Origin of the sequence: Leptothermofonsia sp. ETS-13 (assembly GCF_049200465.1) — a bacterium.
In the GTDB taxonomy this organism is placed as follows: Bacteria; Cyanobacteriota; Cyanobacteriia; order Leptolyngbyales; family Leptolyngbyaceae; genus Leptothermofonsia.
Genome location: NZ_CP120836.1, coordinates 3068075 through 3080572, shown reverse-complemented (window position 1 = coordinate 3080572; position 12498 = coordinate 3068075). Strand labels below are relative to the sequence as shown.

Below are 12498 nucleotides of genomic sequence, written 5' to 3'. Positions count from 1 at the left end.
GAACATTTCTAGAACACCCTCGGTGAGGTTTCTCCACTCCCTCACTCCCTTACCCTATCACCCCGTCACCTCCTCCCTCTCTCATCCCCCCATTTCCTATGTGTCCCATTCGTAAGCTTGGTTGTCTGTTAGAGGTGGATGCTGAAGGTTATCTGATCAATGCCTGTGATTGGGGCAACATTCAGTCTCCCTGGTTGGAGTTAGTTCATGACTTGAAAGCAGGATGTATCGATGCACTCGGCGATTGCTTGCACAGTCTTTACCTGCGAGGTTCGGTTCCCCGTGGGGCGGCGATCGCTGGGATTTCAGATCTGGATAGTATTGTGATTCTGAAAAATGCAGTTTCTTCAGAGCTTGAGGGGTGGAGCAAAGCCTTCCGGCTTAATTTGGAGCAACGTTACCCATTCTGCACGAAGGTTGAACTGCTGCTAATCTTCTACCCAGAAATCTGGCATTCCGAATCGTCCTGGCAATTTGTGCTGCAAACCCAAAGTCTTTGTATTTATGGCGACGACGTGCGATCGCAATTACCCCGGTTCAAGCCAGGAATTACACTGGTTCGCCACGCCTTTGACCTGAAAGATGACTTGGCTGAAACTCAGTCAGGCTTGCGACAACTGTCGCCCAACCATCCCCAGTTTGAGGAGCAGGTGAAAGAGTGGTGCGGCTGGATTACCCGACGAATGGTACGCACCGGGTTTGAGCTGGTGATGGAAGTAGAGGGAGCGTTTACCCGTGATTTATACCCTTGCTATGAATGTTTCTCACGCCATTTTCCAGCCCAGGAACCCAGGATGCGGAAAGCATTGGAGTTAGCAATTCAGCCCTCCAGTAATCGAAATGGGTTACTTTTGTTTTTAAGCGATTTTGGGCATTGGCTGGTGGAGCAGAGCGATCGCACCTTTACTAGCCAAACTAAGTAGCCAGGCGCAATTCAATTAAGGATAATTTTAGGGGCGGAGGGGGCTCCACCCCTGAATCTATTTTCAATTTAATTTTGTCCAGTTACTTAATGGACAAACAATACCCCAGTCGTAACCAGTTGAGTCAGCAATGGTACAACATCCGCCTCCAGGTCGAGGTCAGGTGCCCAATCTGCCATATCTAAGATCGTGAAGCTGTTTCGGTTAAACAGATTTTTAACCAGTTGGTCAGGCACATGTTTGATCAACACCTGCTTAGAACCTACCGTAACTTGATACTCATCATCACCTGATGTTTCAATCTGCACGGGTTGGGTAGAGTCGCGATAAAACCGGGTTTCCAAACCATGATCAAAAATGCCAGAACCCAGTTGAAATGGTAACGAGAAAGGAGCAACCGGCTGTGCCTGACTGGTGAGATACCGGACATATTTTTGCTGCCATTCGGGTTGAATGATCTGGTTCGCCAGGTTTTGACTTAATTTTTCCAATCGCTTCTGAACTGCCTGAACATCTCCATTCAGAATCAGTGGCAGATTTTGTCGCCACTCTGGTTGATTTTGAAGTTCCCTCAGTAACCAATCCAGCCAGTCCAATCCGATCTGGCAGTCGATACCCAGGGTGAGATGGAGTGAAGGGCGATCGCGGGCGATCGCATAATGCCAGTGTCCCCGTGGAATGTACAGCACATCTCCTGGCTGTAAAACACTCTTTAAGTAGGGCGGTTCATCAGGGGGAAGCTGGTCGGGCGAACGGATATCGGCAATTGGGTAGGGAATTGTTTCGCCAAAAACAAACCACTCTTTTTCGCCATCGATTTGTAAAACCAATACGTCGTGAGTATCGTAGTGGCAGTCAAAGCCCTGCTGCTCTGCCGGAGAGCAATACAAATTCACCTGAGCCCGATGCCCGGTTTCATAGCGAATCCCGGCAACTAAGGAGGCCACTTCAGGAACAAGCTCATGAATGCTATCGATAATCATCGTTGCGCCCTGTTGCAAGCGATCGCGCCATTCCCGACGCTCAATTGCCGGAAGCGTTTTTTCATCCAGAGTAAAGCGCAAATCGGGATAGCTCAGCCGATGAAAATTTAGCAAATGGTTTAGCGTTTTCCAGGAAAACAGAGTTTGAAATTTTTGCGGATTTTTGGCTGGAATGTGAACCCCCTGCTGAGTCCAGTTTTGCACCAGAAATTGATCAACAGGATAAGGCGCAAGCAGGGATTTAAGCGTTTCCATGAGGTCTACTCCAATCCGATCCCTCCAATCTTCAGGCTGAAGAGCGGGCAAAGGGGCATTCCCTTATCTATCTCAGCATAGACTCCTTGCAATGAGCAGACGTTACCTTGCTCGAACCTGTGGTGTTGCAGCGATGGTCTGTCAGTAATTTGTGACCATCAATAGCAGATTTTAATTAGAGGAACATAATCAAACCTCGCGTGTGTAGGATGAGTTAGCGTAGTGTAACCCATCCGGGCGTTGGGTTTCATACTTCACCCAACTTACAAATAATTGGGTGGAACTACTTAGAACCAGAAAATGGGAGGGCGAAATCCGCGCCCAGAGTCGGCATCAAATTCACGCTGCCGCTGATCATAGTTCCGACGTTGATCAAAATTTCGACGTTGATCGAAGTTGATCCTCTGATCAAAATTCCTCCAATTCAAGTCATTGTTCTCAAGCTTGACTCGTCCCTTGGGAGGAAGCCGATTCAGGTCAATAACCTGGACCTCAACAGAAGGGCGAACGTTGATCCTGCGTGGTCTGGCGGCTGCGGGTTCGATAGTGAATGGAGCCAGAATTGCAGCATGAGCCCCTAAAAGTAAACTCAGTAAAAGTTTTGGTCTCATTAGTAACCTCCAGGTGAATAACAGTTGAGGCGTGATCAGTACATTGGTCAGGTGATTGACCAGTGGAACCCTTATGAATAGAGCAAGCGCGCCATCCTACCTGTAACCAATGGATTTTGAGTCACGAGTTCTTCCATCTCACCAGAATGAGATTTTCCTGGTAAAACAGGCACTCACTAGAGATTAGACGGCAAGAGATTAGACGGCAACCATCGCCAATTGGTTCAATTGATTTAGTCAAAATTGATTTAGTCAAAAACAGAAATTTGAGTATAGCGGTAGTCATTATGGTTAAGACAGGGTGCAGGGGTGGAACCCCTGGCTGGGGGCGAGGCCCCCACTCCCTCTCTAATTCCAATGTCCTAACGTACCCGCGTAGAGCTATAACAATCACCCTAAAACCTACTTGAACGGACCTACTAGGGCTCAGAACAGTCAAATCGCTCCCTCAGCTTGCGCAAAATTGGAATTTTCTGGTACTGGTCAGGACGAATGGCTTCCCAATCGAGTCCATCCGGTTGGGAATAGGGAGTCTGGGTTTCGATCACTTCTTCTGGGGTAACGATCCAATTCAATGGCCAGTCGTGCGATCGCATCGGCAGTTGCATATCCTCGACCACCTGTAAGGAATGAACTGTGGTAGCAATGGGGGTATTTGCCTCAACTTTCCCAAACTGTTTGAGCATCGCCAACTCCAAATCGGCGAATCCTGCTCCTTTCCCGGTGCGACCGCCATTACGAGATACTGCCACGCAGCCTGCAATGACCAGATCAATCGGTTCCATTTCCTCAAAAGACACTAATTTTCCATAGATCAGGGCTCCCCGTATGGTTGCCGCTTCTTTCAGAGGAATGTTGCGTGAGTGTAAGTCTTCTGCCGTTAATTCTACAAAACAGCGAGTACTGGTCAGGCGAGGAACAGCCATATAGAGACGTTTGCCATCCTGTAGAGCGCGTAACCGGACGGGTTTCTGGGGTGAATCAGGATTGCATTTAATCACTGTTGCCCGTTGCCAGATAGGTAGTTGAGCAAGTCGCTCAGCCGCCTGTTCCGCCCCAATAAAGTTTGGAATATGCCCAAAGGGATCTCGGCGTGCAGCTCTTTTTTCCTTCAGCAATGACCAGATTTCAGTCCTGAGCTTGTCTTTGGTGGGGTCGCGATCGCTCCATTCAGGGTTGCTTTCCTCAGCCATTGCATTTCACAGTTGTTCCACCATTGAACGTTTTCTATCCCAGAAGGATCTAAGCAGGTAGCCATAACTAATTGTAAAGGGGGTGTGGGGTCTGCGCCCCCAGGCAGGGGGTTTCACCCCTCCACCCCCGAAATTATCCTTAATTCAATTGCGCCCAGCTACTTAAGGATCGTGGATTGAATAACTTCGGTGCTCGGATGCTCTTCCAGTCTCTTTCCCCCCAACCCCTCTTCCACTTCCAACTTTGGGAGCGGGGGCAGGGGGTGTGAAGGTTGTACAAATCTTCCAGATTATTGAATGCTTGTTTCTAACATGTTTCTAAAGATATGGAATCCAACAAAAATCTGGACTATATTGCAAATATATATTAACCTTTTATATAAAGACAGTTTGCTTAAGAACTATTTGGACCGATCGTTTTTAGGGCAATGAGTGGAATCAGTTGTGGAGGGGCTGACGACAGCGTACAACACCCCCTGCCTCCCTCCCTTGACCTCTGTTTTCTTAAGGAAAGGTATGGTCAAACGTCCTCGTGTAGTCATTGTAGGTGCAGGATTTGGCGGTTTGCAGGCTGCTCAGTCTCTGGCGGGTGCGGGTGCCGATGTGTTGCTAATTGACCGCAATAACTATCACACCTTTGTCCCGCTGCTCTATCAGGTGGCAACGGCTCAACTGGCCCCAGAACAGGTGGTTTATCCCGTTCGCACAATTTTGCGGAAAGCTTCTAATATCCAGTTTCGGCTGGCTGAAGTGCAGCGAGTGGATTTTTCAGCCCAGTTTGTTGAGACTGAAGATGCGGTCATTCCTTACGATTACCTGGTTCTGGCAACGGGAAGTCAGACTCAGTTTTTGGGTGTTCCTGGGGCAACGGAGCATGCCTTTTCGATGAAAACCCTGGAAGAAGCGGTGGCCCTGCGAAATCATATTTTTGCTTGCTTCGAGCAGGCGGCGCATGAATCGGATGCGTTAAGGCGGCAACAACTCCTGACAATTGTAATTGTGGGTGGCGGTCCGACGGGAGTGGAGATGGCAGGTGCCCTGGTCGAAGTGTTGCGCGGGCGTTTGCGGCAGGATTATCCAACCCTCGATTGGCGGCAGGTGAGATTAGTTTTAGTGCAGGCGGGCGATCGCCCCCTGGCGGATTTACCCAAAAAACTGGGAGTCTATACCTGCCAGCGCTTATGTCAGCTTGGGGTTGAAGTCTATTTGCAAACAAGAGTTAAACGCGTAACTCCAGGAGCCGTTCATTTGCAGGATCAGACTATCCTCACAGAAACCGTGATCTGGACAGCAGGGTTAGAAGCCAGTCCGCCTGAAACCTCGGATGAATTATCAAGAGCAACGAAAGGAAAGCTGTTAGTTCGTCCAACGCTGCAATTGCTGGAACAATCCAATGTGTATGCGATTGGAGATCTGGCCTACGTTCGGCAAAATGGGGTTCCCTTAACGGGTGTCGCACCAGAAGCCCTGCAACAGGGTGTTACCGTTGCGCGGAATATCCGGCTTCAACTCCAGGGTAGGGCTCCCAAACCCTTCAATTACTTCAATAAGGGCAGGTTGGCCATCATCGGTTGCTTTTCAGGGGTTGGAAAAATTGGAGTGTTTGCGTTTACAGGTTTTCTACCCTGGTTGATGTGGTTAGGAGTGCATCTGGTCTATCTTCCTGGCTACCGCAACCGTTTGCTGGTGTTCATCACTTGGCTTCATTCTTACTTGTTGGGCGATCGCGCCATTCCTATCATTTTCGCACCTTCCAGGACAGCAGTACGAAAGCGTGTAACCCTTCAAGAAGCAATGTTAGATACAGCAGGCGACAGGCAGAAGGGGGGGGATGAGGGATGAGGGATGGGGGGGTGAGTTCTAAGTTTTGAGTTCTGAGTTGTACTTGCTCCCTAACCCCTAATCCCCTAACCCCCCAGTCCCTGGCTCCTGGCTCCTGGCTCCCGTCTTCTCCCTTTCGCCCTGAACTCAAAACTCTAGAGGTATCAACAATGACTGAAAGCAAAATTCCTTTGGGTTTAAGACTGAGAGATGTTGCGATCGCATACCTGTTGTTGCGAATTCTCATTGGTGTCAATTTTTTTCAATCATGGATTTACCCGCATCTTTAATGTTCCAGGATTTGTAGAAGACACCGTTAAAACGCTGGCAAATTCTTACTTTCCGGAATTTCTGGTCAGACTTAATTCTTACCTGGTTCCACCCGTTGAGTTGATTGTTGGCATTCTGATTACGATTGGGCTGGCAACGCGAGGAGCTTTGATTGCAACTTTCATTTTGATGATCATCCTGAAATTAGGGGTCACGTCTATTCAAAACTGGCAGGCAGCCACTTCTATGCTTTCCTACGGTCTGGTGCTGTTCATTCTACTGGCAGGGGTTGGTTTCAATACCTACTCGATTGACCACTGGCTGAGCCGGAGACGTGTCATTGCAAATCAAACTGGGCAGGGCATGTTCAGTTTTGCCAATATCCTCTGGTCAAAGCGCCGTCGTCGCAGGCCGTTACCAACATCTATCGGTCATCGGTAAAAGGGCAGTGATTGAAGCCCCCGACTTCTGGGCTGATGCTAGCTTAGGATTGCTGATTTAGCCCAGAAATCGGGGAATTGGTGGCATCAGACTCTTATTCAGCAACTCTAAGTAAGCGGGTCAAATTAAATTGAACATGGAATCAACGGATGCCGAACGGGCAATGCAGGCAGAGGCAAACTCCGGCAGGTGGCGTTGAATTTGTTGCAACAGGGAATGACGATAGAGCAGGTTGCTCAGTTGACCGGCCTACCGGTGGAGCAGGTTCAGGTGATTGGGAAAACTTTATAAATCCGAACTACGGTTGACACTCGTATGTGAGTTGTTGTGCACCTGGCTGTTCCTTTATGACGATTATTGCCCCTCCGGCGATCGCGGAGCCGCTTAACCTCGACCGGGTTTTCGTCATCATTCCTGCTCTCAATGAAGAAGCTACGATCGCCAGTGTTATCCAGGATTTGCAGTCCCAGGGATTGACTCAGATCCGAGTGGTGGACAATGGCAGTACTGATCGAACCTGCGAAAAAGCTCAGGCGGCAGGGGCGGAGGTCATTCAAGAACCGATCACGGGTTATGGTCGCGCTTGCTGGCGAGGGTTGCAGCACCTTCCACCTGAAGTGGATTGGATTTTGTTCTGTGATGGGGATGGCAGTGACGACCTCAGCCAGCTTCCTCAGTTTTTTGCCGGATGCAGCCAGTTTGATTTGATTCTTGGCGATCGCCGGGCAACAGAAGCCGGACGCGCTGCCCTCACCCCAGTTCAAAATTTTGGCAACTGGCTGGCAACGTTCCTGATTCAACTGGGCTGGGGTTACCAATATCAGGATTTAGGACCACTGCGGCTGATCCGTCGTGCTGCTCTGGAACAGTTGCAAATGGGCGATCGCGGGTTTGGCTGGACAGTAGAAATGCAGGTCCGCGCGATCAAGTGCGGGTTGCGAATCTGCGAATTGCCGGTCAACTATCACCCCCGGCGGGGAGGAAAGTCCAAAATTTCAGGTACGCTGTCCGGTTCCTTCAAAGCAGGAACGGTGATATTAGGAACACTGGGGCGACTGTACTTTTGTCAGAAGCAACAACGCGAGACCGAAGAACACGGCGCTCTGGAGCTTTGGGGAAACCGCATTCAACAAGCTGGCGTCTTCAATCCGCCAAAACTGCTCTGGCTCACCGCTATTCTTCTGGTACTTGGCAGTCTTTTGCTTCTCCCCTATGGTGATCTCCGTTCGGCTCACTTCTGGGTGGGAGTTGCAGTCATGGGATGCGGATTTGCATTGTCCTGGATACTGCCTTCAGTGTCAGCCCTTTGGTTTTGGGGCGTAACGATCCTGACCCGCCTGATTCTGTTGCCAATGTATCCAGGCGATGACGTGTGGCGATACCTGTGGGAAGGATACATCCAGAACCAGGGATTTAGCCCCTACCATTTTGCACCCGATGCCCCCGAACTTGCTAATTACCGCACCCTCTGGTGGGAGGCAATCAATCATCCCAATGTCACAGCAATCTATCCACCGATTGCACAGATGGGCTTTCGGTTGCTGGCAGCGATTTCGCCGTCTGTGATGGTGTTCAAAATGGGCTTTGTCCTGGCAGATTTAGGGGTTTGCTGGTTACTCAGCCGTCGATTTAGTTATCAACAAACGACCCTGTATGCCTGGAATCCGTTGATTATTTACTCCTTTGCCGGTGGTGCCCATTACGATAGCTGGTTTATTCTACCCCTGGTGGCTGCACGGCTGATCTTCGATACGTCTCGCTTTGCTGCCCGCTGGGTCTGGAGTGCCTTGCTAGTTGGAGTCAGCATCGGCATGAAATGGATGTCATTGCCAGTATTGGGGTTTCTGGTGTGGAGTGCATTGCGGAAATGGAGAATTGAGCTGGCTGTTGCTGTTCTGCTGGTCGGGTGTTTACCCTTCGTATTGACTGCTCTGCCGTTTTGCTACAGCGGCACCTGCCCTCTCATTCCGGTCAGTTCTACTTTCGTCAGGCATGGCCGCAGTGCAGAATTCATTCCCTACCTGGTTCGACAGGTTTGGCTGCCTTCCCTGCAAGCCAACTGGCTCTATGCCATTCCCCTGGGAATGGTGGTGATCGGGTTACTGTGGCGTGCCCGCAGTTTTTACCTATTTACGGAATGGTATTTATTTGCGCTGCTGTTGTTATCCCCCATTGTGCATGCCTGGTACTTTACCTGGATGATTCCGTTTGCGATCGCCACTGGCAATTTAGGTGTGCGATTGGTGAGCCTCAGTGCGTTTGTCTATTTCGTTCTACCGCATCGCCTGGTCAATGGTAATTTCGACTGGCACTTATCTGAGGGGGAACGTTGGCTGCTCTGGTTGCCATTGGTGTTGGGCTGGTTATGGACTGTGGGGCAGCAGGAGAAGTTGTGGGGCGTGAGGGCATGGGGTGCGGGGCACAGGGGCAGTCAATGAGGACGAATCACGAACATTTTTCTAAAACTCATTTCAGTCAAAGGTTGAACCATGATTAAAATTCATTATTGGAGTGTGCTGGTGGCTGCGATCGCCCTTCTCTCCAGTTGCACCAGTTCTCGCCCGTTTGCCCAATCTCAGAGCGGAGAATCTCCTGCTCAGGTATCCACGATTGCGGCATCGACCCCATTCAACGATACCTCCTATGCCACCGTGTTAAAAACCTATGTCAATGAACAAGGGTTGGTGAATTACTCGGCGTTGCAGGCAAACCCTGGCTTGCTGAAAACCTTCAATACATCTCTCGGAACGGTTTCTCCCAGCACTTACCAGACCTGGAGTGAAGCCGAAAAAATTGCTTTTTTGATCAATGCTTACAATGCATTTACGCTGGAGTCCATTATTGACCAGAAACCACTCAAGAAAAGCATTCGAGAGATTCCAGGGGTATGGAAAGGGAGAAGATTTTTAATTGTGGGCGAATCCAGGACGCTGGATGAAATTGAACATCAAATTTTGCGAAAAGAGTTCAATGAACCCCGGATTCATGCAGCTTTAGTCTGCGCTGCCATTAGTTGCCCACCCCTTCGCACAGAACCTTACACAGGCGAAAAACTGAATTCGCAACTGGACGATCAGGTGCAGAAATGGCTTTCCAGTCATGGCTTAAAGATCGATCGCGCCCAAAATCGGATTGAGATTTCCGCTATCTTCAAATGGTTTGGGGAGGATTGGCAGAAAACCTATGCCGTAAAGAACAAATTCACCGGCAACGAAAAGGAACGAGCTATATTGAATTTTGTCAGTCGCTACGTGAACCCTGACGACCGTAACTACCTTGCCCAGGGCAACTATAAAATTGCCTACTTAGATTACAATTGGGCACTCAATTCCCAATGAGCTTGCACAATCCAATAATTAGTGCCAATGGTAGTGTTCTGTTTGCTGGTGACTATCTTGGTCCCTCCCTCAAAGTCGAGGCAAGAGGAGATATCACGTTTACGGGAAGTATAGCTCTACGCGGGAGCATTAGGACATTGGAATTAGAGAGGGAGTGGGGGCTTCGCCCCCAGCCAGGGGTTCCACCCCTGCACCTGTCCTAACCATAATGACTACCGCTGTATCACCATTAATGCTACAGATATTACAGCAGTCGATGCAAATGCTGCCGATCAGGGGTTGTTGCGCGGTAGACGGGCCTTAATTCTGCGGGCAGGTCGTTCTGCCCTGGACAATCCTTCCAATGTTCTAGCCCTGGGGTTTAATGATCCCGGTGGAGGAGCGATGTGTAGTGTTGTTATCGGGGAAGCGATCGCGACAGCACCACTGTGGTTCCAGAGCTGGCCAGTCACGCGTAAGGGAACTTTCGACTGAGGAAGCTCTGGATCTGGTTCAACAGATGGCAGATGTGGGAATTAAGGAAGTGACCTTAATTGGAGGTGAGGCATTCCTGCGACCAGACTGGTTGCAAATTGCCGCTGCCATTAATCAGGCAGGCATGTTGTGCAGCATGACCACGGGCGGATTTGGAATTTCCCTGGAAACAGCGCAGCGCATGAAAGCCGCAGGAATTAAAACCGTCTCGGTGTCGGTAGACGGTTCAGAATCGACTCACGATCGCCTACGCGGCAAAAAGGGTTCCTGGCAGCATGCTTTCAAAACGATGAGCCACCTCCGGCAGGCAGGTATCCAGTTTGGCTGCAACACTCAAATTAATCGCCTGTCTGCACCCGAATTTCCCTGTATTTATGAACATATTCGGGATGCGGGGGCGAAGGTATGGCAGATTCAGTTAACAGTACCTATGGGTCATGCAGCAGACCACGCCGAAATTTTGCTCCAGCCCTATGAGCTACTGGATATATACCCAATGTTGGCGCGGGTAGCCCGCCGAGCCGCTTTAGAGGGTGTGCGTTTGCAACCTGGAAATAACATTGGCTATTACGGACCTTACGAACGGTTGTTACGCGGTGGTGGGGAAGAGTGGGGTTTCTGGCAAGGCTGTGCTGCCGGACTTTCAACTCTGGGGATTGAGGCAGATGGGGCAATTAAGGGATGTCCTTCCCTGCCTACTGCGGCTTATACGGGCGGAAATATTCGCGATCGCTCCCTGCGCGAAATCGTAGAACAAACTGACGAACTGCGCTTCAATCTGGTGGCTGGAACGACTCAGGGTACTGAGCATCTGTGGGGCTTTTGCAAAACCTGCGAATTTGCTGAGTTGTGTCGGGGGGGATGTACCTGGACGGCTCATGTATTCTTTGATCGGCGGGGCAATAATCCCTACTGCCACCACCGGGCGTTAGCTCAAGCCAGCCGTGGCATTCGAGAACGAGTTGTTCTCAAGAAGCAGGCAAGTGGGCTTCCTTTTGACAATGGTGAGTTTACCTTAGTGGAAGAATCGATTCACGCTCCCTTACCGGAAAACGATCCGCTCCGTCTCACGGCTGATCGAATTCAATGGTCCGATAGCTGGGGCGATCGCTGGTGGGACGAAATGATTTCCCATGAAGCGATCGCTCCTTAAGGAATGAGAGTTAAATAACTCCGAAAACCTCACCCCGCCTTTGGCACCCTCTCCGAGTCGGAGAAGGAAGGGGGAGAGGTCAGTTCACTCAAAGAATGCGGTGTTATTAAATCCATGATCCTAAGGAAGATCAGGAGAGACTGAACGATCCTATCTGGATTGTGAAAAGGGACTCCGTAGAAATCCCTTTTCATAAACACATTTCATTTCACGAATCATTCAGGTATAGGAAAATCATGAATCATTCAGGTATAGGAAAAATAGAGGGGGTGATATGTCAAACAACAATTCAACTGACTTGGAAGCACTTTCAATGGTTGAGTCATCGGATGTTCCAACAAAGCAAGACGCTGAAGAGATGATTCTTCCTCGCAGCGCCTGGCGGAATGAACTGTCCTATTTGAAAGCAATAATGAAAGCCAAGTTAGCTTTAGACCGGATTGAACACGCTCACTTTAGGTCCACCAACTGCTAACAGCCAGGAAGTGCAGTCAGAACGTCGCAGGCCGCCCGGCTGTGAGGGTTTGAATTAGTTTCTCTACCCGTACTTTAATTTCATCACGGACACAGCGAAAGGTCGCCATTGATTGTCCTTCAGGATCTTCCAGTTGCCAATCTTCAAAGACTTCTCGTAAAAGCCAATCGGTAGGCAATTTGACGCCACAGCTACACAAAGAAATAACTGCATCATAGTCTTCTGGGGCAAAGTCACGTAATCGCTTAGACGTTTGGTTGCGAATTTCAATCCCAACTTCAGCCATTGCCTGAATCGTCATGGGATCGACCTGACTGATCTCTAACCCTGCACTGGTCACTTCAATGCGCTCACCCGCGATCGCCCGAGCAAAACCCTCCGCCATCTGGGAACGGCGAGCGTTATGAGTACAGACAAACATAATCCGTTTCATGATCAGGTAAAGGAGATAAGGGAAAGTCGGACTCATAGCCGAGGATCTCTCAGAGTCGCTGTAGCTGGAGCCATATCTTCATAAGATAAATTCAACTCCAGAACAGCGATATAGCAATCCCATAGCAG

At 49.7% G+C, this 12498-nt stretch carries 10 protein-coding genes; 6 read left to right on the top strand and 4 right to left on the bottom strand.

Features of this window, described 5'->3' with window-relative positions; genetic code table 11:
- The first annotated feature begins 98 nt into the window (after positions 1-98).
- Positions 99-923, top strand: a complete 825-nt coding sequence (locus P4D80_RS14010) for a hypothetical protein (RefSeq protein WP_421654619.1) — start codon at positions 99-101, stop codon at positions 921-923.
- An 86-nt stretch (positions 924-1009) separates the two neighbouring features.
- Here P4D80_RS14010 and P4D80_RS14005 read toward each other — a convergent pair whose 3' ends face one another.
- The 3 genes from P4D80_RS14005 to P4D80_RS13995 form a co-directional block, all read right to left on the bottom strand.
- Positions 1010-2161, bottom strand: a complete 1152-nt coding sequence (locus P4D80_RS14005; protein WP_421654618.1) for a JmjC domain-containing protein — start codon at positions 2159-2161, stop codon at positions 1010-1012.
- 287 nt (positions 2162-2448) lie between these two features.
- Positions 2449-2772, bottom strand: coding sequence for a hypothetical protein (locus tag P4D80_RS14000; RefSeq protein WP_421654617.1), 324 nt, complete (start codon positions 2770-2772; stop codon positions 2449-2451).
- A gap of 419 nt (positions 2773-3191) precedes the next feature.
- Complete coding sequence (locus P4D80_RS13995; protein WP_421654616.1) at positions 3192-3965, bottom strand: 5-formyltetrahydrofolate cyclo-ligase; 774 nt, start codon at positions 3963-3965, stop codon at positions 3192-3194.
- A gap of 516 nt (positions 3966-4481) precedes the next feature.
- Between P4D80_RS13995 and P4D80_RS13990 the strand changes: the two genes are divergently transcribed.
- The 5 genes from P4D80_RS13990 to P4D80_RS13970 all read left to right on the top strand — a co-directional run bounded on the left by P4D80_RS13990 (position 4482) and on the right by P4D80_RS13970 (position 11462).
- Positions 4482-5807 (top strand): NAD(P)/FAD-dependent oxidoreductase, encoded by a 1326-nt coding sequence (locus P4D80_RS13990; RefSeq protein WP_421654615.1) that lies wholly within the window; start codon positions 4482-4484, stop codon positions 5805-5807.
- 228 nt (positions 5808-6035) lie between these two features.
- Positions 6036-6497 (top strand): DoxX family protein, encoded by a 462-nt coding sequence (locus P4D80_RS13985; RefSeq protein WP_421654614.1) that lies wholly within the window; start codon positions 6036-6038, stop codon positions 6495-6497.
- 347 nt (positions 6498-6844) lie between these two features.
- Entirely contained in the window at positions 6845-8935 is a 2091-nt protein-coding gene (locus P4D80_RS13980) for a glycosyltransferase family 2 protein (protein WP_421654613.1), read from the top strand.
- 51 nt (positions 8936-8986) lie between these two features.
- Entirely contained in the window at positions 8987-9835 is an 849-nt protein-coding gene (locus tag P4D80_RS13975) for a DUF547 domain-containing protein (RefSeq protein ID WP_421654612.1), read from the top strand.
- 391 nt (positions 9836-10226) lie between these two features.
- Positions 10227-11462: a nif11-class peptide radical SAM maturase 3 gene (locus P4D80_RS13970; protein ID WP_421654611.1), complete on the top strand. Its 1236-nt coding sequence runs from the start codon at positions 10227-10229 to the stop codon at positions 11460-11462.
- 491 nt (positions 11463-11953) lie between these two features.
- On the opposite strand, the gene arsC is transcribed toward P4D80_RS13970, so the two are convergent.
- On the bottom strand, positions 11954-12406 hold the full coding sequence (arsC, locus tag P4D80_RS13965) for an arsenate reductase, glutathione/glutaredoxin type (protein ID WP_421654610.1): 453 nt from the start codon (positions 12404-12406) through the stop codon (positions 11954-11956).
- Positions 12407-12498: the final 92 nt, after the last annotated feature.

What these genes read in the sequence shown, in the direction of transcription:
- P4D80_RS13980 (WP_421654613.1), top strand. Translation starts at nt 6,845, where the DNA reads ATGACGATTATTGCCCCTCCGGCGATCGCGGAGCCGCTTAACCTCGAC.
- P4D80_RS13975 (WP_421654612.1), top strand. Translation starts at nt 8,987, where the DNA reads ATGATTAAAATTCATTATTGGAGTGTGCTGGTGGCTGCGATCGCCCTT.
- P4D80_RS13995 (WP_421654616.1), bottom strand. Translation starts at nt 3,965, where the DNA reads ATGGCTGAGGAAAGCAACCCTGAATGGAGCGATCGCGACCCCACCAAA.
- P4D80_RS14000 (WP_421654617.1), bottom strand. Translation starts at nt 2,772, where the DNA reads ATGAGACCAAAACTTTTACTGAGTTTACTTTTAGGGGCTCATGCTGCA.
- P4D80_RS14005 (WP_421654618.1), bottom strand. Translation starts at nt 2,161, where the DNA reads ATGGAAACGCTTAAATCCCTGCTTGCGCCTTATCCTGTTGATCAATTT.
- P4D80_RS14010 (WP_421654619.1), top strand. Translation starts at nt 99, where the DNA reads ATGTGTCCCATTCGTAAGCTTGGTTGTCTGTTAGAGGTGGATGCTGAA.
- arsC (WP_421654610.1), bottom strand. Translation starts at nt 12,406, where the DNA reads ATGAGTCCGACTTTCCCTTATCTCCTTTACCTGATCATGAAACGGATT.
- P4D80_RS13990 (WP_421654615.1), top strand. Translation starts at nt 4,482, where the DNA reads ATGGTCAAACGTCCTCGTGTAGTCATTGTAGGTGCAGGATTTGGCGGT.